13 protein-coding genes are annotated in these 24,059 nt (G+C 52.3%); all 13 read left to right on the top strand.

The features are described 5' to 3' along the window. Positions 1-241 precede the first annotated feature (241 nt). The gene (locus tag ACR3ZL_RS23025) at positions 242-1,510 is read left to right on the top strand and encodes a DUF1559 family PulG-like putative transporter (protein ID WP_473650752.1); all 1,269 of its coding nucleotides are present in this window, start codon (positions 242-244) and stop codon (positions 1,508-1,510) included. 143 nt (positions 1,511-1,653) lie between these two features. Beyond that, entirely contained in the window at positions 1,654-1,824 is a 171-nt protein-coding gene (locus ACR3ZL_RS23020; protein WP_473650753.1) for a hypothetical protein, read from the top strand. Positions 1,825-1,887: 63 nt separating this feature from the next. Next, the gene (locus ACR3ZL_RS23015; RefSeq protein WP_473650754.1) at positions 1,888-4,128 is read left to right on the top strand and encodes a glycosyl hydrolase 115 family protein; all 2,241 of its coding nucleotides are present in this window, start codon (positions 1,888-1,890) and stop codon (positions 4,126-4,128) included. Between the two features lie 639 nt (positions 4,129-4,767). Then, a complete protein-coding gene (locus tag ACR3ZL_RS23010) occupies positions 4,768-6,321 on the top strand; it encodes a sulfatase family protein (protein WP_486172995.1) in 1,554 nt (517 codons plus the stop codon). Positions 6,322-6,397: 76 nt separating this feature from the next. After that, the gene (locus ACR3ZL_RS23005; protein WP_473650756.1) at positions 6,398-7,930 is read left to right on the top strand and encodes a sulfatase family protein; all 1,533 of its coding nucleotides are present in this window, start codon (positions 6,398-6,400) and stop codon (positions 7,928-7,930) included. Between the two features lie 372 nt (positions 7,931-8,302). Continuing rightward, complete coding sequence (locus tag ACR3ZL_RS23000; protein ID WP_473650757.1) at positions 8,303-10,792, top strand: DUF1592 domain-containing protein; 2,490 nt, start codon at positions 8,303-8,305, stop codon at positions 10,790-10,792. A 142-nt stretch (positions 10,793-10,934) separates the two neighbouring features. Continuing rightward, entirely contained in the window at positions 10,935-11,390 is a 456-nt protein-coding gene (gene tnpA, locus ACR3ZL_RS22995; protein ID WP_473650758.1) for an IS200/IS605 family transposase, read from the top strand. Positions 11,391-11,728: 338 nt separating this feature from the next. Further along, on the top strand, positions 11,729-13,033 hold the full coding sequence (locus tag ACR3ZL_RS22990; protein ID WP_473650759.1) for a DUF1552 domain-containing protein: 1,305 nt from the start codon (positions 11,729-11,731) through the stop codon (positions 13,031-13,033). A gap of 278 nt (positions 13,034-13,311) precedes the next feature. Continuing rightward, entirely contained in the window at positions 13,312-13,944 is a 633-nt protein-coding gene (locus ACR3ZL_RS22985; RefSeq protein WP_473653476.1) for a 3-keto-disaccharide hydrolase, read from the top strand. 79 nt (positions 13,945-14,023) lie between these two features. After that, entirely contained in the window at positions 14,024-15,511 is a 1,488-nt protein-coding gene (locus ACR3ZL_RS22980) for an alkaline phosphatase D family protein (protein WP_473650760.1), read from the top strand. A gap of 60 nt (positions 15,512-15,571) precedes the next feature. Then, positions 15,572-19,783, top strand: coding sequence for a dienelactone hydrolase family protein (locus tag ACR3ZL_RS22975; RefSeq protein WP_473650761.1), 4,212 nt, complete (start codon positions 15,572-15,574; stop codon positions 19,781-19,783). 25 nt (positions 19,784-19,808) lie between these two features. After that, positions 19,809-21,266, top strand: coding sequence for a glycoside hydrolase family 28 protein (locus ACR3ZL_RS22970; protein ID WP_473650762.1), 1,458 nt, complete (start codon positions 19,809-19,811; stop codon positions 21,264-21,266). Between the two features lie 136 nt (positions 21,267-21,402). Continuing rightward, positions 21,403-23,853, top strand: coding sequence for a hypothetical protein (locus tag ACR3ZL_RS22965; RefSeq protein WP_486172994.1), 2,451 nt, complete (start codon positions 21,403-21,405; stop codon positions 23,851-23,853). Positions 23,854-24,059: the final 206 nt, after the last annotated feature.

The following is a 24,059-nucleotide window of genomic DNA, read 5'->3' as shown; positions in this document are numbered from 1 at the left end:
ACCGGGTGGCGGTAAGCCCGATTTCCCCGTGGCCGGGGCTGATTTACGGGGCTCAGCGTTCCGTCCATCGCCGATTTGTGATCGATTAATAAACGCTAAGCATCGTATGAATACACGATTTAGTGCTCGCTCATCGCCGTATAGAGTTAAAGCCAACCACAAAGGCCCGATGGTGGCAACTGAAGTCGCCTCAGGGGAAATGTGGGACTTTTCAATTTTTTCTGGCTTGTGAAAGGCATTGATGATGAGACGAAGTTTTCAAAGACGGCACGGTTTCACGCTGGTGGAGCTTCTGGTCGTGATCGCGATTATTGGTGTATTGGTGGGGCTTCTGTTGCCCGCCGTACAGGCTGCCCGCGAGGCGGCACGCCGAATGAGTTGCAGTAACAATTTCAAGCAAATTGGGCTCGGGATTCACAATTACCATTCCGCGTACAAGCAGCTACCAACCCATATGTCTGGTTCGTGGGGTGATGCGGCATCCAACGATGGAACTCACCCCCGGGAAGAGCATTCTGGTGGCCGACTGAGTATTTTCGTTGGCCTGTTGCCTTTCGTTGAATCTCAGGCTCTGTGGGAGCAGATCTCCAACCCATTTGACACTGCGGTCAATGGAGGCACGGTTGTCTACAACTCGATGGGCTGCACGCCAGAAGGCACGTACACCACGACAGATCCATCTAACAGCCAGTTCTATACCCCTTGGGCAACCGAAAGTCCGATGTTGCGTTGCCCCAGTGACCCTGGTTCTGGATTGCCCGCGTTTGCCCGTACGAATTACGCCGCGTGCCTAGGTGACAGCCCTTTTCGTAGCGGTGCTGGCAAGTACGACAATAGTTTCGGAACGAACTCGAACCGATCGCAACAGCTTCGCGCGGCTCAGCGAGGGGCATTTGTGCCTCGCGAGAAAATGGCATTCCGTGACATCCTTGATGGCTTGGCTAACACGATCATCGCAGGAGAAATCACAACAGATCTAGGAGATCTTGATGTGAGGACCATGCCTAGAACCGCTGGGATGACGATGGCGGGCGATACTTGGGGCACCGCGCCGGTCGGTTCGCCGAGTGAGTGCGCAAATCACGGTGACATCAACCCTACCCGGCCACAGTTCTATACAAGTGGTAGTAGCCTCACTGCGAGTGAAGGTCGAGGTTACCGCTGGGCGGCGGGGCAACCGATATTTACGACGATGAATACCATGTTGCCACCTAACAGTCCGACCTGCCTGTTGGCCGCTGCAGAGACGGGGACAGTAAGTTCGTTTGAATTTCAAATACCTGGTGTCCTTCCACCAAGTAGCCGCCATCAAGGCGGTTGTCATGTGCTGATGGGCGATGGTGCGGTCAAGTTCATTACTGATTCAGTCGAAGCGGGTGAGGCGACCAAGATTCCTGTCTCCGTCGATGGCGATCAGGCTTACAACGTCCCCGGTTCAATGAGTCCATACGGCTTGTGGGGCGCACTGGGCACTCGGGCATCGAAGGAAACCATTGAGGAAGATCTCTAGTTTTTAATGCTAGTTAGGGCGAAACGCAGGGCTACGCTTTCTGCGCTTCGCTCATTCAGCCTTCTGTCGTTTTCTCATCATCGGCTGGCCTTGGACAAGGCTGGCCCTCTCTAATTTCTCTCTTAATTCGTATCGGATTTGTTATGAACAATGTGTTTTGCATTTTATTGCTGCTGGCTTCCATGCTGACAATCGGTTGTGGTGATTCGTCGCCATCAACCCCGGAGATTACAGGATCCTCGCCTCGCGTTGTGCCGAAGAACGCACAGGAAGAAGCGAATCTTGATGCTGCCTTTGAAGCTCAATCAAAGTAGTTGATTCGTTCCGTCTGTCATATTCGCTGAATAAGCTTCCCCATCGCGAAACGCAAATCCATCGTGAATCGAACTAGCCTTCTCGTCGTACTGGTTTTCCAGGCGATTGTCGGAACGTGCCTTGATGCGCGTGCTGAGACCCGATCGACTGATCCCGCCTTTTATCGAGTTGGCCCCGGCTCAATCGAGATCAACGGTGATACACCTTGGATTGTGATGTCGGATGATTTTGCCAATCCAGCGATCCAGGAAGCGATCCGGGATGCAGAGCGAGATTGGTACAAAGTGTTCGGTTATCCGCCTGTGATTTTTCGGGATAACACGCGAAGTTCCTGGGACGGCCCCGTGATAGCGTTCGGGTCGGTGGAAAACACACGCACTCTGTTTGAGTCGGACGTTCCCAAGGGCAAGGAACAGTTTCGTGTGACAACCGGCAAGGTGAAGCAAAATCCTGCGATCACAGCGGTGGGTGCGGACACTCGCGGCACGATCTACGCGATTTATACATTTTGCGAAGAAGTGCTGGGCGTGGATCCCATGTACGTGTTTACCGACAACCAGCCAAAGAAACGCAGCAAAATTTCGCTGCCAGCGGACTTCGATGTTGTCTCAAAGGAGCCAACGTTTGAATATCGTGGCTGGTTCATTAACGATGAAGAACTGCACGACGGGATGCACCGGGATCCGCTGGGCGGGAACGTGATCTCGATGGAGTGGATGGACAAGATCCTGGAAACTTTGCTTCGCTGCAAAGGAAACATGATCGCGCCCGAGTCGGCTCCCTATTCCGATGCGACCGTCTACGAACTATGCAAACGTCGCGACGTGGTTATCACTTTCCATCATATTCTTCCCGTGGGGCTGAACATGATGGACTGGCCTAAGGGAGTACCGTTTTCGTTTGTCGATCACAAAGACATTTTGATCGATGCGTGGACGAAATCGGCCAAAGTGTTGGCTGACAAAAAGGTGGCTTGGACGATCGGGTTCCGTGGTGAGAGTGACGGAGCGTTTTGGAACAGCGACCCAGCCGCGCCAAAGGACGATGCGGGGCGGGCGGCGGTGATCGCCGAAGCGATGCAGGTCCAGACAGATATCATTCGCAAGATCGACCCGGATGCGACGATCATCGCCGCACTCTGGAACGAGCAGGGGCGGTTCTACAACGATGGGTTGCTGAAGGTGCCTGACGGCGTTTGCAAAATGTTCGCCGATGACGGACGTGGCTTCATGCGTGACAAGGGCGATGGATCGGACTTGGATCCCGGTGATGGCCTCTATTACCACGTCATGATGATGATGAACACGCAAAACCGGACGACCGAAGGCGTGCCGCCCGCTCGTATCTACAGCGAGCTGAAACGATACGTGGAAAAGGGGGCGACCAAATATGCGATCATCAACGTCAGTGGCATTCGCCCCGCCGCCATGTCGGTCGAAGCGATCACCGATTTTCTCTGGGACGCCGATCCAGCGCTCGGCAAGTCATCCGATAAGGCGATGAAGGAGTACTTGAATGATTGGTATGAGAAGGAGTTCGGATCTGAGTTGGCATCCGACCTGACCGCATTGCGTTTGCAGTACTACGACATTCCCTATATGCGTGAACAGATGCCGATCCAAGTGCGTTGGCGAGGAGCACGCGGGGAACATCTGATCCAGTACCTCACGCAAGAGATGCTCAAGAAGTACGGCAAGGCGATTCAAAATGGTGAAGATCTTCGGACGATCAGAGGTTTCGAAAATCAGTTTCAGCAGGCGACAGAACCGCTCGCTGAAACGGCCGAGTTTTTTCCTTCGCTATGGGAGCAAACGAAGGCCCTCGAATCGAAAATTCCTCCCGATCGAAAAGATTACTACCAGGCACACTTCACCTATCAAGTCGCAGTCCATATGTACTCGTGCCGAATGCTGTCGAAGGTGAATGACGCCTTTGAACAGTACTCGCAAAATCGGGATCCTCTGGCATTCGCCGAAGAAATGAAACTCGCGCTTGAGGAACTTGAGAAGGTACTGGAGGAGGCTCACAAGTCCGAGTACGGCAATTGGGACACGATGTTCATGCACGTTCGGCTGATGGATATGTGGCGCACGCGGCTGTTGCTGAAGGAAACGATTGCAAAGATTCAGGACAAGCCCTACACCTCCGGCTATCGTGGAATCATGAACGGATCATTCTGGGGATCGGCTCAAGATTATATGGAACACAGTGAAGGCGTCTTCCCGTACTTCTACAAACATTCCGGTCGCGGGCTGGAAGTTTTGGAGGACGGCAAGTCTTTGACGAGATCAGCGCAAAGATAAATTCGTACTTAACTACAAGAGAAGTCGGAGTGTTATCCATGCAGTTACGAACATTGATACTAATCGCCGTTGCCTTCGCAGTAACACCGGCTCAAGGAGAAGTCTTTGTCATGTCCTCACAAGTGGGGTATGACATCGGCGATCCGATGCAGGTGATTCCGCAAGCAAGCAATTCCAAATCGCACCAATCACCGTCGAAAGTGATAAACCGAATTTCTTTGACGGCGAAGGCTACATCGCCCACAGCCTGCCTTACCTGGTGGGCCTGGCCCGACTGGAGGCCGAAAGAAATCGTTACAAGCAGACTGAATTAAGCACTGAAGTCGACGGAGTAAAGCCCGAGCCTTAGGAACAGTCCCGAAATAACTTCCGCTTTTACCCACGGTTCCGCTATCAGCTCAGAGAGCTGAGCGACAATGTCGCTCGGTTCTCCGAACCGAAAGCGTTTGCCACCCTAGCGGTTACTCAATTCTTAAATCGGTAAATTATTTCAGGACTAATCCTTAGGACCGCCGGAACAATAGGTGACGCATTAGTAGTGGACGAGGCAACGAGTCCCCCGTTACGCCAGGACTCGTCGCCTCGTCCACTACGTTAGTTATTGTTCCCGCGTTTCTCCCTTACAACTATCAAAAGAAGATGATGCATTTGAGAATGACAATTGGGTTGGTTCTGTTGGGAGCGTTTGCAAGTTTCGCTTCGGCGGAGCAACCGCCTAACGTTGTCTTGATCTACGCGGATGACCTCGGCTATGGCGACGTGGGCTGCTATGGCGCCACCAAGGTGCAGACGCCGAACATCGACAAGCTCGCCGCCGAGGGCCGCCGTTTTACCGACGCGCATTCTCCCTCGGCCGTGTGTACGCCTTCGCGTTATGGCCTGATGACAGGTGAATATCCAATGCGCAAAAACATCTGGGGGCCGTGCAGCCCGACGAAGAATCTGCTGATTGATACCGACAAAATGACGATCGCGTCGCTGTTGAAACAGAAGGGATACGACACATCGTGCTTCGGGAAATGGCACCTTGGGTTTGGCGACGAGATCGCCGATTACGCGAAACCGTTGCGTCCCGGTCCGTTGGAATTGGGCTTTGATTATTACTTCGGTGTGCCGGTGGTGAACAGTGCGCCGCCGTATGTCTATGTTGAAAACGATACGGTGGTCGGCATGACCGCAGACGATCCGATTGTCTATATCGGTAAAGAAGCCAGAAAGAAAGCAACGCCGATTACCCCGCTGAAAAGAGAGCATGGTGCTCGGGTGTCCAACTGGTTTGGCGGTGCGAAAGCGGCACACAAGCTCTACAACGACTTCGAGTTGGGCACCGAGTTGGCCAGCCGGGCTACGAAATGGATCGGTGAGCGCGGGGATGATCCGTTCTTCATGTATCTGGCAACGACGAATATTCACCACCCGTTCACGCCGCACCCACGTTTTCAAGGAACGAGCCAGTGCGGGCTGTATGGCGACTTCATTCATGAGCTGGACTGGATTGTCGGCGAAGTCGTGAAGGCGCTGGAAGAGAAAGGCGTGGCGAACAATACGCTGATTATCTTCACCAGTGATAACGGCGGCATGTTCAATCATGGCGGTCAGGATGCCTTTGAAAAAGGTCATCGTCAGAACGGTGACCTGCTCGGCTTCAAATTCGGCGTCTGGGAAGGCGGCCACCGCATTCCGTTCATTGCTAAATGGCCCGGCCAAATTGAACCGGGCACCGTATCCAAGCAATTGATCAGCAATCTGGATATGTTGGCCACGTTTGCTGCGATTACCAAGCAGGACGTTGAGCCGGCGCAGTTGGCCGATAGTGTCAACGTTTTGCCTGCCTTGGTGGGCGACACCGAAACCCCGGTGCGCGACCACGTGGTTCTGCTTCCGCGCTACGACACGCATGTTTCACTTCGCAAAGGCAAGTGGATGTATATCCCGCAGCAAGGCGCCGGCGGATTCACAAGAGATCCGGGGCAGCATGCCGCGGGTGGCTCGGTTGCCGCGGCGTATGTCGGAAACGTGAATAGCGACTTTGATGCCAGTGGCAAATACAAGCCGGATGCGCCAAAAGCGCAGCTCTATGATTTGGAAGCCGACGTCGACCAGACCACGAACCTGTGCACTTCCTATCCCGAAGTGGTGCAGCAAATGGAGACCCTGCTTGAGACCTGTCGATCAACGCAATCAAATAATTGAGGCCGCCGCGATCGGGAAATGATTAGAGGCCAGCATGTAAATGGTGTCTGCAAGAATTGTCATCTAGGAGATAAGCGTGAGTGTTTTGAGGTGTGATGTGCTGAAGGTCGCCGTGTGTGGCTTTGCCGTTTTGGGTTTAAGTATCCGCATGGAAGCCCGCTGCAATGCAGAACAAAAAAATCCGAATATTGTCGTCATTCTCGCGGATGATTTAGGCTACGGAGACGTCTCTTTTTTGAATAAGGAGTCCAAGGCTATCACGTCCCATTTGGATGCCTTGGCAAAAGAAGGAGTATGGGCAACAGACGCTCATTCACCGAGTGCTATTTGCAGTCCCAGTCGTTATGCGATGCTGACCGGTCGCTATGCATGGCGCAAAATGAAACAGGGCCGTTTAAGTCCATGGGATCCATTGTCTATCGATGCCAGTCGGGTCACCATCGCGTCGATGTTGAAAACGAAAGGGTACAACACGGCATGTATCGGTAAGTGGCATCTGGGATTCAACTGGCCGTGGAAAGGCGGGCAAAGGCCTTCCAAAGAAATCATTGGTTCGAATACTAGCACCGCCAAAAATGATGTGTTTGATTGGACCAAGCCCATCGAGGGACCAACATCGATCGGTTTCGAATACTACTTCGGCGTTGACTGTCCCAATTTTCCTCCCTTCGCCTTTATTGAGAATACAAAGCTTGCCTGTGATCCAGTTGATTTTCAGGGGAAGTCTCTCAAGTCCAAAGGTCCTAGAGGCTACATCCATGGTGACGGTCCTGGTCAAGAGGGCTGGGACCTGGAAGCGGTTTTGCCAAAAATCACTGAGCAGGCCGTTAGCTATATCAACGACAAAAGTAGCAAGTCAGAACCCTATTTTCTGTACTTCAGCCTGACCTCTCCTCACACCCCTGTCGCGATAACCGAAGAGTTCCATGGCAAGAGCGAAGCGGGCAACTACGGAGATTGGTTGGTTCAGACAGATGATGCGATCGGGCAGGTGATTGAAGCGATAAAGTCGACAGGCGAATTCGACAACACGCTCATCGTGGTCTCCAGCGACAATGGACCGGAAGCGTTCACGCGTAACTTGATCCAAACACACTCGCACTACTCCTCTGGCCACCTTCGCGGAATCAAAGGCGATGCATGGGAAGGGGGACATCGGGTTCCGTTCATTGCCTGTTGGCCTAACGGGAATATCAAGGGAGGGCGATCGATACACTCGCTTTTCTCTCTGACAGACCTTTTTGCAACGATTGCCGGGATTGTCGAATACCCATTGGATGAAGGGGTGGCAGAGGACAGCCTTAACGTGCTTCCGACCTTGCTTACTGACACCAAGGTGCGGGATGAAATGATTTATCATTCCGGACGGCAAGCCAACGGGATTCGCCAGGGTGACTGGGCCTATTTGCGTAAAGGCGGAAGCAAGCCGGAGCCAGACTGGTACTTAGAAATCAATAAGATCCAAGCCGCTGATGAAGGAAAAGCATTGTATGACTTGTCCGTCGATCGATCACAAACTCGCAATTTGTTTAGGCAGAATCCTGAGAGGGTTCAACAGATGGCCGATCGAATCACAGAAATAGAGAAATCAAAGGCAACCCGCAACTAGAAATGAAGATTCCCACTGCCACTGGAAAGCTCTTGTTCCACGGGAGAGCCAAAGAAACTTTCTGGTAGATCTGAAAACCGATATCCGCGAGGAAAAGAATGGCGCTGCAGCTAATCCTCGAGTGGTTGCCACATTACTGAAGTAAGCCGACCGTGTTTGCGCCGAGCTAGGAGATTACAGGAAAAAAGTTGCGGTCAGCGTTCAAGTTGGCCACCGTTTTCGAAGCAAAGGCAGCGTGGGAAGGAATCAACGATCGGCACGCCCGCCTTTCGCTTACGCCGCAAATACATGACATCATCTTCAGTAAACACATGACGGAGTAATAGCTTGCTCCGGAGTATAACTAAGGCTTTTACACCTCACTCTCAATCCATGAAACGGTTTATCCTTATCCTCGGTTCGGCGCTCTTCTTATCCCGTTTGGCAGTTCATGCTGCTGCGCCGGAACCGACTGAGTTGCCTGCTGGAATTCTTCAGCCGTTCTTTCAGAACTACTGCGTCGACTGTCATCAGGGCGATGATCCAGAGGGGCAAGTCCGATTGGAAAACTTGCCATGGACCATTTCCACTAATGATACGGCCCAGCGATGGCAAGACTTATTGGATGTGTTGAACTCAGGGGACATGCCGCCGGAGGGAGAAGAACAGCCTCAGGCCGAAGAACTGACTCCGGTTTTGCGATCGCTAACGAAGGCACTTTCGGACGCGCGTCGGCGACTGACCGATCACGGAGGCGAGATCGCAATGCGGCGACTGAACCAACGTGAGTATGTCGCGACGATCCGCGAATTGTTTGGTTTAAAGCTCTCGGCTAATGCAGTACCTCCAGACGCCGAATCGGATTCGTTCGACACGGTTGGCGCGGATCAGTTTTTTACCTCGTCGCACTTTGACTTGTACTTCGACCTCGCCAAAGACATCGTTCATCAAGGTATCACATGGGCTGCTAAACCACGGGAAAAGAAGAGGGTTCGGCGCTATGACCCGGAAAAGAAAATCACGCCCAAACAACGAAAGATCGCTGAAGACCATCGCGAGCGATTAGATGAGGTGACGCGAGGCTTGGAGAACGGCAAGTCGTGGAAACAACTCGGCTTCAAAGATGCTGGCGAGATGAAGCTCTTCGTCAATCGATCGAAAAAACAGCACAATTCAAGTCGATATATGGAGTACCCCCGAGTAGACGACGGGCACTACCTAGCACCAGACAATACGACAAAACGATCGAGCTTCGCCATCCGTCCTGACCCGCGTGGGAAGTACCGTCTGCGAATTCATGCCGGGGTCCGCGACGGACAGGCACCGCTGCGGCATTTTATCAAAATTCAGGACGAAGACTTGGTGACCGTTAAAAGAGTGTTTGGCACCGAAGCCAAGCCCCAGCCGATTGAGCTGGTTGTGCAAAAGCACATTAACCAAAGTGGGATCATGAACCCTGTGGTCACCGCACTGATGGATCAGGACAAGAAGATTGATCCTGATGGGGATTGGGCAGCAATCTGGATTGACTACTTTGAGTACGAGGGGCCGTTGTACCCGAACGAACGATCTGTATTTGAGAGGACTCTATATCCAGAATCACCGGAACGCGGCAAACCGAGTATGCCCTGGAATGACGAGAACGTCGATCAGCTCTTTTCGAAATTTGCACGCGAGGCCTTTCGCGGGGCGGCACCGTCCAAAGAATACGTCGATCAACTGGTTGAGTTGTATCAAGCCAACCGTAAGGCTGGCCAGAAAATTCAGCAAGCACTCGAAGAGCCGTTGGCCGTTGTTCTTGCGTCTCCGCAGTTTTTGTTTATTCAAGAAGCGAGCGAAACTAACAGTGGGCGTCATGACTTGACCGACCGCGAGTTGGCCATTCGCTTGTCGTATTTTCTGTGGAGCTGCCCACCTGATGAGGAACTGACCAAGCTCGCTGCTAAGGAAATTCTGTCGGACGAATCCGTGTTGCGTGGTCAGGTCGATCGTATGCTTGCCGACCCGAAAGCGACCACCTTCTTCGAGGGTTTCATGAGCCAATGGGCGGACCTCGATCGATTTGACGCGATCACCGTGGATCGTAAAAAGTTCTGGCGTTTCAATGATGGACTTCGGCAATCAGCTCGACGCGAGGTCGTTGAGTTTTTCAAAGTTCTGGTGCAGGAAGATCTTTCTGCGGCGAACTTGATTGATTCTGACTTCGTGGTTGTCGATCCCTTGTTGCAGGACCACTACGAATTGGACGACGGGTTTTCAGTCACCGACGACCAGTTCAGTAAGGTCCTACTCGCTAGGGACTCACCACGCGGTGGTCTACTGGGGCAGATGGCGTTTTTGACGTTGGGGTCCAACGGCGAACGCAGTTCACCTGTGATTCGAGGCGCCTGGGTGATGGAGAAATTGCTGCACGACCCGCCCTCGCCTCCGCCACCCAATGTCCCGGAACTGGGGGCCGCGACGAACAAGCCGGTAACGAACCGCGAGATGGTTCTGTTGCACCAAAAGCAAACCGTCTGTTCGTCGTGTCATAAGCGGATGGATGTGATCGGCTTTGGGCTTGAGAACTTCGACTCGATCGGTCGTTGGCGAGACACCGAGCTAGTTGGCAAAAAGCAAGTTTCGATCCAACCAGGCGGAACCTTACCCAGCGGAGCCGCGTTCCATAATATCCAAGAGCTGAAGGGATTGTTGTTGACACAAAGACATCGGCTTGCACTGGAACTATGCGAGTCGCTGACCGCCTACGGCATCGGTCGCACGATTGAGTTCAGTGACACCAATGCGATGTATGCCATCTTAAGAAAAAATCGCAACGACGATTTTCGGGTGCGGTCAATGATTTCCGAAATCGTTGTCAGTCCGTTGTTTAGAACCAAGTGAGAGACATTGAGGAAATATTGAATTAACTAGGGCCAACGGCCCAATGTTTATCTAGCCCAGCCCGCGAGGGCTGGGTTACGAGGCCCAAAGTTAGGATAGGGCCAACGGCCCGACCGATTTCATTTTCAAACACGAGTTAGTCATGTCACAATCATTGTCCCGCGTTTGGTTGCACCTTGTTTTCTCAACGAAGCAACGCAAACGGTATCTCCAAAGCGAATCGTTTCGTGATGAGATGTTCAAGATGTTGGCTTACCATGTCAAAGAAACCGGTTGTCAATCGGCCTCCGTTGGAGGGTTTGTCGATCATGTACATCTTCTTGTTGGACTCACTCGGACGATCACCATCGCCCACCTCGTTGAACGAGTCAAATCGGAAACTTCGGGATGGGCAAAAAAGTCTTCAACCGGTGTATCAACGTTCCAGTGGCAAAGTGGGTATGGCGTGTTTTCCGTAAGCGAATCGTTAGTAGGAAAAGTGGTCGATTACATCCAAAACCATGCCGAGCATCACGCCACCGTTAGCTTTCAGGATGAGTATCGTGCCCTCTGCCGTAAACATGGAATCGAGATTGACGAGCGTTATGTGTGGGATTGAATCGGCCGGCCCGTTGGGCCTATGGAACTTACTGTTTTTCCCATACCCAGCCCTCGCGGGCTGGGCTAGAAAATCGATCGGCCCGTTGGGCCTGTACCGAACCGGATCCCACTATCGGTTGACCAATTCCATGCACGCCAACCACCCGGGCCAACGGCCCACTGTTTATCCAGCCCGGCCCGCGAGGACTGGGATGCCTCAATCCACTAGGGCCAAAGGCCCGCGGTTTATCAAGCCCAGCCCGTGAGGGCTGGGTAACGAGGCCTCAACATTAGATTAGGGCCAACGGCCCGGCCGATTTCCTGCCCCGAATCAAGCGACCTCAAACGCATCCAATTATGAATCCATATATCACTAACTCGGCAACCCGACGTTCCTTCCTTCGCGTTGGCGGTTCTCTATTGGCGTTGCCTTTCCTCGAAACATTTGCTTCGGCGGAGACTGCATCGACATCTCCACCGAAACGCGCCGTCTTCTTAGGTGGTGGGTTTGGCTTTACCAAACAATCGTTCTATCCCAAGAAAGCAGGGCGGTTCCAGGATATCGGTCTGACGCAGGGACTGTCGCCTTTGAAGCGACATCAGGATGACATCACCATGGTCAGCGGAATGACCAATTTGGGAGCGACCAATCCGCACGGTGGTAGCCTTTCGTACCTGACCGGTGCAAACGTTGACGGAACACCAGGTAAACGATTTCACAATTCCATCTCATGCGATCAGGTGATCGCGAATCACATCGGCAAGCAGACTCGATTCGCCTCGCTCACGCTTTCAGCGATCGAAAAAGATGGTGGGCAAAACTCCGGTCATGGCAAAGGACTTTCCCTGTCATGGGACCAATCGGGCAATCCGATTCCCGGCTTCAACACACCACTGGATCTCTACAAGGAGTTGTTTGCTCAGAAAGGTGATTCCAATGAAGAGTTGATGGCACGGCTGAAGAAGAAGAAAAGCATTCTCGATATCGTCACGGCCGATGTGTTCGCCATGAAGGGGAAACTGAGCCAGCGTGATACGCAAAAGTTGGGCGAGTACTTTCAAGGGGTTCGGCAAATCGAACAAGGACTGTATCGACAGGCCGCATGGTCGAAAGTGCCGAAACCAGAAGCCCCCTTTGACATGCCCGTCGAAGTGATGACCGGCGAGGAAGAGATCAAGTTAATGTACGACATGATCATCACCGCCTTACAAACCGATTCTACTCGGGTCGTTACCTATCGGTTGCCGGTTTGTCGGTTACTTGAGGGCATGGAACTGAAACTGAAGGCTCATTCCCTCAGTCACTATGGTTTCTCGCAGCAGCGGCGTCTTGAGTCGGAACAACGCGACCAGAAGTGCATGGAGCTGTTTGCACACTTCTTAGACCGGCTGAAAGAAGCTCGTGACATCGACGGTAGTCGCCTGTTTGATAATTGCATCGTTAGCTACGGCACTAATCTGCGTTCAGGGCACGAACTGAAAAATGTTCCGGCGATCCTCTCGGGTGGTGGAGGGGAAGGAATTCGTCGAGGACAGCATGTAGTGTTGCCAGGCACGGATCGTCCCCTGGCCAACTACTGGTTGACACTAATGCAACAAGCCGGTGTGCCACTGGAACGTTTCAGTCACAGCACCGGAAATATCCCAGAGTTGCTTGCCTAAACCATTTTTGACGTAGTGGATCTTGTTAAAAATCCCGTGCGATTGGGATCTTTAACAAGATCCACTACCTATCCGAAGATTATTGCGACGATCCTAACCATGGAATTATCCCATTGAAAACCAACCCAAAAATAGCGATTGCATTCGCAGTTGTCATTATTGCAATTGCATGTGTGAATGTCTCTCCAGCGACTGGCGAAGAGACGCAAACCGTAGACCGAGTTGAATCCAACTCAACCAGTTCGACACTCGGACTTGCTGCACCATCGGACGCCGTTGTGTTGTTTGACGGGTCCAATTTCGATGCCTGGAAACCATTTTCATTTCAATGGATTAATCCAAACGACGACCAGAAGCTGATTCAGTGGCAATTGATCGACGGCAAGGCAATGCAGATTGCTTTTGAAATGGAAGGCAAGCGTCGCAAGCAGTCGCTATGCAGCAAAGAGAAGTTTGGTGACTACCGATTACATCTGGAGTTTCAGTTGCCAGACGAGGGTTCGGGCAACAGTGGGGTCTTCTTTGGCCCATTGTACGAATTGCAGATTTTCAATAGCACCCAGAAGAAACAAGCTGGCTTGAGCGACTGTGGATCGATCTACCAGATACGAGCCCCCGATGTGAACGCGAGTCTAGGGCCGGGCGAGTGGCAAACGATCGATTTGGAATATCAAGCGGCCAGAATCAGCAAAAACGGATTCATGACTGAGAAAGACGCAGCACGCGTGACGGTGCGATTGAACGGCAAACTGATTCACGATGACATCCGGCTTTCGTTGCGTCGAAATAAGTATGCTGCCTACCCAGAGGAACCGACTTCGCCAATCGTACTGCAGGAACATGGTTCGCCAGTGAAGTTCCGCAATATTTGGCTTGTCGAGAAACCAAACAAAGCAAGTGTGAACGAATGAGTGTTCAACGATGAACAATCGCTGGTGAATACTTCGCCGTTTCGATGATCAATATTTTGCACCCTAGATGGAGGTTTCGATGAAACGAACTACTACTGCTGACCGCAACGATCTTCATAGAAGAGAGTTCCTTGCGTTGGCTGCCTCAAGCGTTGGGGTTGGGCTAACAACGCGTGCAAGTGGGGCCGAGGTCTCGCGGATTGTCACGTTGAAGGAGGCGCATCAGGGTACGCTCGAGATCGACCTGCGGATCATGAATCAGTACGACGTGCAACCGTCGGAGGTGCTGGAGTTTTATACGGCCTGTCGCGCGGCGTTGACGGGGCCGAACCCCGAAGAGTCATTGGCACAGCAGTGTCGAAATTTTAATCGTTTGACACTGGGCGGTCCGATGTTGGGTGATCTGACTTCGACAAGTGTGGCCGTGTGGATGCATTTACCGGAACCCGACCGGGTTGATGTCGTCGTGAGCCCCGATGCCGGTGGATCCCCGAAGGCGTTTGCATCGCGAGCAGACGAACGGATTCAGGTGGTGCGGTGCGAGGGGCTTTTACCCGACACACGCTATTCTTACGTGGTGAGGGATTCCAAGGGGCGAAAACTCGGAAGCGGCGGCTTTGCAACGGCACCGGCTGAGTTGTCTGAAAAGCCATTCCAAATTGCATTCGGGACGTGTTTTCACAAAGTCGGTTTGTATCGACCGGAGTTGATGAAACTGGTGCAGGAACGTGGCAGTCGCGCGATGTTAGTGCTCGGCGATTCTGCGGTAGACGATCGGAAGTGTGATTATGGATTGATCAACACCGACTACATGCTTCGCAACCTCTCACCGCCATGGCAGCAGTTAACCGCGAATGTCCCGGTCTTCACATCTTGGGATGACCATGATTATTGGCACGACGATTCGGGCGGCACGCATACGAGAGGGCAGGCGATTGAGGTTAATGGGCTGCGCAAAAATTGGAGAACCCAATGGAACAATCCGGATCGGAGTGTGGATCGCAACGGAGTCTACTTCCAGACGCAAATCGGGCCGGTGCATTTCATTTCGCTCGATACACGCTCGTGCCGAGTGAATGAACAACGTGGTCAGTTGAGTTCATTTTTAGGCGAAGAGCAGATGGCTTGGGTGAAGAAACAACTTAATGAATCAACGTCGCCCTACATTTTGCTCAGCAGTGGAACGATGTGGAGCGACTACATTTCCAACGGGAAAGACAGTTGGGGCACATGGGACACGAAAGGCCGCGAAGAAATCTTTGAGGTGATCGACGCCAAACAGGGTTCGCAGGTCATCCTGTTGTCCGGGGACCGTCACGGCGCACGCGGTTTTGCCATTCCACGCCCTGGCGGCAAAAAGATCTATGAGTTTGAGGTCGCAACGTTGGGAGGTGTTCCGGGGCCGGGGGCATTCGGACAAGACAGATCGGCACAATTGTTCGGTCTTCCGAGCAACTCTTGGGCGTTTAGTGAATTCTCTTTCCGCTCCGTTGATGGAGTCCCGCAGGCGACCTTCCGCCTGGTGAATGAACGTGGGGAAGAGTTGCAGACGATCGCACTGGATTAGCTGTACCTGACTCGGCTATCGATATTGAATACAAGACGAGCATGTACTGGTAACAAACTCATGAAGAATAGAATGATCGCCTGTTTATTTGTCATCATCGCGGGAGGATGGTCTTCCGTGCTCGCGGCCGATGACACAATGTCTCTGCGTGAGACACTGACCCCGCTGGCCAGTGGCGACGTACCAAGATCGGTCGAAGCATTGTGGGCGGATTTTGATCCTCGAGCTGAACCGCTGGATGTGGAAATCCTCAAGGAATGGGAGCAGGAAGACGTTGTCTTGAAGGTGGTGAGGTTCCGCATCGGCACGTTTAAAGGCCAGAAGGCGATGCTGGCTGGAGTTTATGGTTTCCCCAAGGGCGGAACGAAACTTCCAGGACTGCTGCAGATTCATGGTGGAGGCCAATATGCCGATTTCAGGGCGCCACTAGCCAATGCCAAACGGGGTTACGCCACGATTTCCATCTCGTGGGCAGGCCGCATCAGTGCTCCTGACTACAGAGTAACACCCACTGAGGTCAAGCTTTTTTGGGAAGGCAAAACGGACCACCCGAAGTATCGGTTGACAACCGACTGGGGTGCAGTGGATGGTTATCACGCGCCATCGCGGAATGCAAAGAACGCGTTTCCAAAGATTCCCGCCCCAGCTTCCTGGACGCTGGATGATGTAAAGTCGCCGCGTAATAACGGTTGGTTTCTGTGTACGCTTGCCGCACGGCGGGCTCTTACATTTCTAGAACAGCAACCGCAAGTCGATGCGGACCGCCTTGGTGTCTACGGACATTCGATGGGCGGGAAACTAACGGTGTTGACAGCGGGTTCCGACGAGCGTGTGAAAGCAGCGGTGCCGTCTTGCGGCGGGATCAGCGATCGCGATAACGACGATCCCTTGTTTCGCGCAACGCTTGCCGATGACGCCTACTTAAAAAACATTCAAAGCCCGATCTTGTTCCAAAGTCCGGCGAATGATTTCCACGGACGTATCAACGATCTGCAAACCGCTCTGACAGAAATCCAAACCGATGTGTGGCGTGCGACCTGCTCGCCGCACCACAACCATCAGGACACCAAGGACTATGAAGTTGCTTCGCTGCTTTGGTTTGACCAGCACCTGCGGGGGACTTTTCAATGGCCGAAGACGCCTACAACCGAACTAAAACTTGGAGCCACTCCAACGTTTGCCGTAAAGCCGGATCAGTCAAAACCGGTACAAGCAGTCGACGTCTTCTATACACGCCAAGGTCAGGTTGACGGAGAAAAGGACGATCGCGAGAACTCCAAAGCGAGATACTGGCATCATGCTAAAGCGGTCAAGCAAGGAGATGTCTGGATCGCAGATCTTCCACTGTTTGAAACCGACAAGCCACTCTGGGTCTACGCCAATGTCCTCTATCCGCTAGATCAATCGGTCAGTGGAGCGGGTTACTACTACGGTGATTACACCACTGATCAGTTCAATCTCTCTTCCAAGATGGACATGATTTCGGTGGGAGAACTAAAGACGTCGGGAGCGGCATCCGCACTTAATGCGACGCTACAAATCGAGTCATTTGAAGGCGATTGGCAGAAGGGTTGGTACTCCTACCGTCCACAACAGTGGGGACGCCACACTCATAAAGTCTATGATCCGCGTTGGAAGGCACCTGAAGGTGCGAAGCTAGCGTTCGACATTAAAGCCACCGAAGACAATGTCTTGGTCGTTGGTATTGATGAACATGCAACTGAAGTCAAAGTGCAAGGCGATGGTAAATGGCATGAAGTTGTCCTTTCGGCATCTGACTTCAAGGATGCCACTGGGGAGGCTTTGTCGGACTGGAAAGGTATCCGCGAATTGCGTCTATTAGCTTCCGAAACGCTTAGTAAAAAAGCCGGTGGCGAGACAACGCGAGCGAAACTGGGGGCGTCTTGGGAAGGTGCCGATCCAGAATTTCGAAACCTTCGTTGGGTCCCCCAGCCACTTCAGGCGGGTATCGACTACGAAGCCTTTCTGGCTCAGCACGATATGGTTTGGGATCGCATTCCCAATCGCTGGGAAGTAGCTCCGTATACAGGAAACGGAAACGTCGGCTTCTTATTCTATCGAGAACAAAACGAAGCAAAGAATGTGATCTCAATCTACGCGGGACGGCATGATTACTACGATCACCGCGAACCGCATGAAGGCAACGAACTACTGTGGATCTATCGCAGTCGTCTGCCACTTGGCCACTTCAAACTCACTTCGCAAGGAGACATCAAGGCGGTTAATCTGCGGCTGAACCTGTGGAATGCAGAGCTGACCGGCGAAATCGAAACGACCCAAGGATCGTACGACGTGCGTGGTCTTTCACACAGTTTGCACGACGTGATTTATTTCGAAACAGACGCGAAAGATGAATCTGTCAGCGTCTCGTGGCATCCGGATGTTCCCAAAGCACCTGTGCGAACGACGTTAGAAGCCGGTGGGGGGCCCAAGGGCGGCAGTTGGGACAAGATGCGTGAAGCACCTTATGAATTACCGCCCTCGCCAACACTAAGCGAAGAGGACGGTCGACGGTTCTGTTACCAACCGCTCTACAAAAACCGTGGTGAAACGACAACGGGCTGGGAAGTCTCTGGGGAACCAGCCCAAAAGCAGATCCTGCTGGCGAGTGTTCATCACAGTTTTCCTGAGAGCAACTCGATGGAGATCGTGAAGGACAATCTGGATAACGCGAAAGCAATGTTGTCGGACAACCGCTTTTTTGCAACGCATCGAAAGTGGTGGAACGATTACTACCCGCTCAGCTTCCTGACGATCAATGACGCAGAAAAGGAAGCCTTTTACTGGATCCAAATGTACAAGTTCGCTTCGGCAACTCGCGGGAACGGACCGGTCATGGACCTCATGGGACCTTGGTATCACAAGACCTTCTGGCCGATGGTCTGGGGCGACCTGAATGTTGAACTCCAGTACTGGACGCATTTGACCGCCAACCGACTAGACGTCGGGTCGTCGCTGGTAAATTGGTTCGACAAACATGAGTCGCAGTTATTCAAGAATGTGCCGGACCATTGGAAAGAAAGTGCCGGTCTGGCAACGCTGTTCCCGCAAGACTTAGTGGCACGGCAAGGCGGAACCGTACCGGATATGTTGTGTTGGATTCTTCACGACTATTTGCTTCACTGTCAGTTCGCTGCGGACAGCAAGCGGATGCGTACCGGTTTGTTCCCAAAACTGCGAGGCGTTGGGAACAGTTATCTGAATTACCTCAAAGACAACCCGGTGTCCTCCGACGATGGCAAGGTCCACATCAAGAGCAGTTGGTCGCCGGAATACCCGGGTGGTCGCGGACAGGATATCAATTTTACGATTGGTTTGATGAAGTGGTGCTTTCAGACACTGCTCAACATCAACGAGCAGCATCAACTGAACGATCCTCTAGCCGATCAGTGGCAGAATATCGTTGACAACTTGGTCGATTTTCAGATTGATAAAGACGGGTTGCGTATTGGTAAAGATATTGCCTTCGACAAGCCTCACCGCCACTACTCCCACCTGCTGCCGTTTTATCCGTTGGCGGTGCTGACGCCGGAAACCAGCGAAGGCAAGAACCTACTGCGGACTTCGCTCGACCACTGGTTAGATGTGACCATCAATAGCGGCATCAAGGTGAGTGCGATGCCGGTGACCGGATATACCGCGACAGGCGCGGCGTCGATGTATGCCTGGTTAGGCGACCGTGAAATGGCCTACCACTATCTAGACTTCCTGATCAAACACAATCGGGTTTCACCGACAACGATGTATGCCGAAGGCAATCCAGTCATTGAAAGCCCGCTTTCGTTTGCGACGTGTGTTCACGACATGCTTTTGCAAAGCTGGGGCGGTGTGCTTCGCGTCTTTCCCGCCGCCCCTCAAGTTTGGGGTGATGTTGCGTTCAAAGATTTAAGAGGACAGGGAGCGTTCTTGGTCAGCGCCAAGAAGCAAGACGGTGCAACACAGTTTGTGTCAGTGAAGAGTCTTGCCGGATCTCCGTGTGTGGTTTGGACAGATATCCCCAAGCCCAAAATCACGATCGATGGATCTCCCGCTGAAGCCAGAGTCCGTCCAGACGGCAGCTACGAGGTTCCTCTCAAGAAAGGGGAAACCGTAACGTTTTCGGTCGGCAGCTTGAAGCAAGCGGACACGACAATCAAACCGATCCCGGTTGATGAGGCAGATCGCAACCTGTTCGGTCTGAATGAAAAAACGAGACGCCTGCCGGGACACCAGCATTATTACAAAGAGCCGGTTTCGAATACTAACCGATAATCGCTTTCAACCACGTGATAACATTATGATGAACCGAAGTATGATTTACAGCTTGCTGGTCTTCGCTGTCCTTGGATTGGTATCCACAACCCGAGCTGACATGGCGAATCCGCAGCAATTCGACATTAGGAGTTTTGGTGCGATTGGCGATGGTACCGCCATTGAAACAGACGCAGTGCAAGCAACAATTGATGCCTGTCATGCAGCAGGGGGAGGAACCGTTTGGGTTCCTGCCGGCAATTACGTCATCGGGACGATTCAGTTGAGGAGCAACATCTCGCTTTCGTTGGACTACGGCGCGAGTTTGCTAGGCAGCCAGGACCAAGCTGATTATCCCATCAATCATTTGCGGCCAGCGCGGGAGGGCAACTCAGAATGCCTTGTATATGCAGAGGATGCAACCAATATCCGCCTGGAGGGTCTCGGCGTGATCGACGGTCGCGGAACACCGGAAGCCTTCCCGAAACGCGCTGGACCAAGCGGAAAAGACAATCGACCTCGGCTAGTCCGATTTGAGAACTGTAGCGATGTAAAGTTTTCCGGCCTGACCTACCGAAACCCGGCGTTTTGGGGGCTGCATCTTGTCGATTGTCGCGATGTGCGATTTTCCGGTGTGACGTTGCGGATGCGGAACAATCACTCCAATAACGACGGTATGGACATCGATGGCTGTAAGAATGTGCTGATCGAAAACTGCGATATCGAATCTGGTGATGACGCAATTTGTCTGAAGAGTTCGGGGAATCCATGTCGGAACATTGTCGTTCGTAACTGCAAGGTTTCCAGTCATACCGCGGCGCTGAAGTGCGGAACATCATCAAGTGGTGGATTTATCGATGTGGACGTTTCTAACTGTTACTTTTACGACTGTCCCATGGGAGGCATAAAGTTACAGATCGTCGATGGAGGCAAAATGGAAAATATCAATATCTCACGCATTGTGATGGAGGACGTTGGATCTCCAATCTTCATCCGGCTTGGCAACCGAGGGAGAATCTATTCGAAAAATACTTACACTGGCACCAATCAACTCAATGGACGAAAGTCCGAGGGGGCAGCCGTTGGTTCCATCAAAGGGATTCGAATCAGCGACATCGTGGCGAATGTAAAGATCCAATCACGCGGACAGAAGGCGACGCCCCGAGAGGTAGCACAGGCTGGACCCATCATGATCGCCGGTATTCCTGGCCATTACATCGAAGATGTTCATTTGGAGAACATTGCTATCTCCTATCCTGGGAAGGGGACGTTTGAAAAGGCACAGCATGAAGTTCCCGAAGACATCGCACGCTACCCAGAACAATATTTTTTTGGGGTCCTTCCATCCTGGGGAGCCTATATCCGGCACGCGAAGAACGTGACTTTCAGAAACGTTGAGATGGCAACGCGTGCTGAAGATGCGAGAGAACGGGTCATGCTAGATGACGTTGAGGAGTTTAGCGATGAGCCAAAGTCGAATCGCGACATCGGTATCCGTCCTTAGTGCGAACGCGATGTTGTTGCTTCCGTTGGCTCGATGCGGTACTGAAAACTGATGAGAAGGTGTTCGGGTAATTGAGCGATGGATAGCTGTTAAAGTTGAACGAGGTCTATTAATGCACACTACAGACACCTAAAGAATGCAGATTCGCAAAGAGTTGACGTCGCTGCCAGGGAACCGCAAAAAGACAAATGCGATCGATAGTGCAATGATAAAAGGCAGGCTCCGTTTCGTCGCTGTTTTGCTATGTGCGCTGGGTTTTTTGCTGTTGGCAGGAACCAAAGTTGCGGTAGGTGACTATACCTACAGTTGCTGGCTAAATGGATGGCGCAAGGACGCTAAAGATCAGAGCTCGGATGTCTTTGGGGTCGAAACGAGTGCCTATGGATTTTCAATAGACGTCGCCGACTTCAATAAAGTCAAACTTGGCTTGCTCGACAATTCGGGAGGTTATCGCCAAGCCCTTGATCACAAGGCTAGGAAGCTAGAAATGCTTCGGGATGCTGAGTTGTTGATTGAGCTAGAGCTTGATGGGCAACGGTATCAGGCAGAAACTTGCCAGGCGGGGTTGAGCGAATCACCAGGCCATCTCTACGCCGCTCGATTATGGGAATCGGGGCGGTACGTTCAACACTATGACTTTCAAGGGCTCGTTTTTCGAGATGCAAACAAGCAAACGTTGTCGTGTGACGCCGTCCTGGATCTAGTGGCATGGCCCCGAAGTTTGACTTTGACTGCAAGCGTGTCTGTGCACAATTCCTATAAGACAGCCTCACTTCGGATGTCGCTGAAGAGCGAAGCCGGAAGGTGGGAACAAGAATTCGCCATGGACGATGGTTGGAAGAACGGTCGACAGAAAAGTTTGACGATGACTTGCGATCTTGCTCCTGGCGGCAAGATAGATGATATGAATACCGTTTCCGCTCAGACTCGTGACGGAAAACCGTTGCCCGTACGTTTCGATCCCAAGAAGAACTGTTATGTCGCGTCGGTGGAAAAGCTGCAACGCAGTTGGCAAGGAGGCTACACTGACATTCGCGATTATGATGAGTTTGAGATCTCAGTTGACGAAACGGATTCGAAAGATCTGTTGCCATTCATGTTGGACATGCGACCGCCAGCGAATGTAAGCGGACTTTGTCCCATCCTATGTGATCAGGAGGGTCGACCAACAGGCATTCCTGTGCAGTTAAGTAAGAATTGGCATGACCCGACGATGGGATCCTACTTCATGCCTTATGTCCTTTTGCCGACCGACAAATCTCGCACCTATTTGTTGCGGGTGGCGTACGGGTTTTACGGCACGTTGCCTTCGGCAAGCCATGCGCAGTTGAGCTTGCTCGGTTATGCCAATAGGAAAGCGGGCAACGGTCGCTGGGATCAGTTAGCGATCGGGTGCTGGGGTGAGACGATCTGCTTCGACATGGACATGAGCTTGGTAAATGTTGCCATTACGGACATTCGCATGCTGATGGTTCGCAATGGGACCCGCGGCCGAAAGTGGAGCTGGACCGAGGCTGGTTGGGGAGGGGATTGGCTCAAGATCGCCGACGCTAATCAACGAAAGTACTTTTGGAAGGATCTTAAGACCGCTTACCTTGCTCACGGTCCTTGCCTAACCGACGTCCGATACGACGGCTACTATGGTGCAAATCGGGAAGTGGATTTCGCCGCCCAGGTTCAAACACTTCGTACGGACGACTACGCTCGCACGTTCCAAAATCTAAGTTACACCTTCACGCGTGATGTTGCCGCGAATGAAGTGACACTTTACAAACTGGGACGCACACCAAACTACCGAACACCCCGAATTGCATATGGCAATTCAAGCGGACTTCTCGCTGAAAAAGTGGTTCCCTATTCGGTAGGGCAGGAAGATTCGATTCTAGAGGCGGTTGAGTTAACGGGGCCCGCACCTCACTGGATTGCTTTGGTCGGTGCGTCGGAAACCGCGAATCAACGAAGCAAGCCGAATGGCTACCGTGCATTGATTGTACGAAGCTACCAGGCCGTGATTGGCGGTAAAACCTATCGACAGCCAACCATCAGGACACCGGTTCATACCGATCGCCCTGGCAACTTGGACATGGAATTGCTTCCGCCAAATGGAATTAGCCAGTTCCGTAAGGGTGATCGTATTGAGCTGGAACTGGAACTGATCACTTTACCTCGAGTGGCCGATGACTATTACGGCCCCAATGATTCTTTCCGAGACCATCTTTCGCAGAAACCTAATTCCTGGGAGACCACCTATCGTGAGGCCACAGGGAACGACTTGGCCGTTACGGTTTCAGGTGGCACCTTGCTTCATCGATACCCGTTGGTAATCCGTGCGGAAGAGTCAGAGGTGAACATCGATATCAGAGGGGGCGTTGGTGCGGTTCCGATTCGATTTGAAGGTTTAAAATCGAATCTAGGTTACCGACTTTATCGTGTTGACGAAGGGAAACGCACTCTATTTGACCAGTCCGTTCACGGCCATGACTTTTGGCAGACCGATTATGAGGAGGCTACCCAAACCTACAAGATGACTTTCAATGTTCCGCTAAATGGATTGGGGGAGTCTCAATGGGTTTTGGTAAGGGAGTAGTTCACAGTGCGTGCCGTTGTCTAATGGTCATTGCCTTTAATGGCTTGTCCAATTTTGGATTGATGACCTTGCCACGAGCTTCCTGAGTCGGACGCTGCGTGGAACGTAGCGGTTCTTCCTCGATACCTTTCGCACTTGATAAATTGGCACGAACATGGAATCAACAACAAAAGTAGGTTGCAATGAAGATGTTTTCTGTGGACCCA

Source organism: Rhodopirellula sp. J20-39 (assembly GCF_057365095.1).
Note: the sequence above shows the minus strand (reverse complement) of the source record. Positions and strands in the feature narration are given on the sequence as shown.

Coding starts and splice junctions, on each gene's coding strand:
- ACR3ZL_RS23025 (WP_473650752.1), top strand. CDS start 242: ATGATGAGACGAAGTTTTCAAAGACGGCACGGTTTCACGCTGGTGGAG.
- ACR3ZL_RS23020 (WP_473650753.1), top strand. CDS start 1,654: ATGAACAATGTGTTTTGCATTTTATTGCTGCTGGCTTCCATGCTGACA.
- ACR3ZL_RS23010 (WP_486172995.1), top strand. CDS start 4,768: ATGATGCATTTGAGAATGACAATTGGGTTGGTTCTGTTGGGAGCGTTT.
- ACR3ZL_RS23000 (WP_473650757.1), top strand. CDS start 8,303: ATGAAACGGTTTATCCTTATCCTCGGTTCGGCGCTCTTCTTATCCCGT.
- tnpA (WP_473650758.1), top strand. CDS start 10,935: ATGTCACAATCATTGTCCCGCGTTTGGTTGCACCTTGTTTTCTCAACG.
- ACR3ZL_RS22990 (WP_473650759.1), top strand. CDS start 11,729: ATGAATCCATATATCACTAACTCGGCAACCCGACGTTCCTTCCTTCGC.
- ACR3ZL_RS22980 (WP_473650760.1), top strand. CDS start 14,024: ATGAAACGAACTACTACTGCTGACCGCAACGATCTTCATAGAAGAGAG.
- ACR3ZL_RS22975 (WP_473650761.1), top strand. CDS start 15,572: ATGAAGAATAGAATGATCGCCTGTTTATTTGTCATCATCGCGGGAGGA.
- ACR3ZL_RS22970 (WP_473650762.1), top strand. CDS start 19,809: ATGATGAACCGAAGTATGATTTACAGCTTGCTGGTCTTCGCTGTCCTT.
- ACR3ZL_RS22965 (WP_486172994.1), top strand. CDS start 21,403: ATGCAGATTCGCAAAGAGTTGACGTCGCTGCCAGGGAACCGCAAAAAG.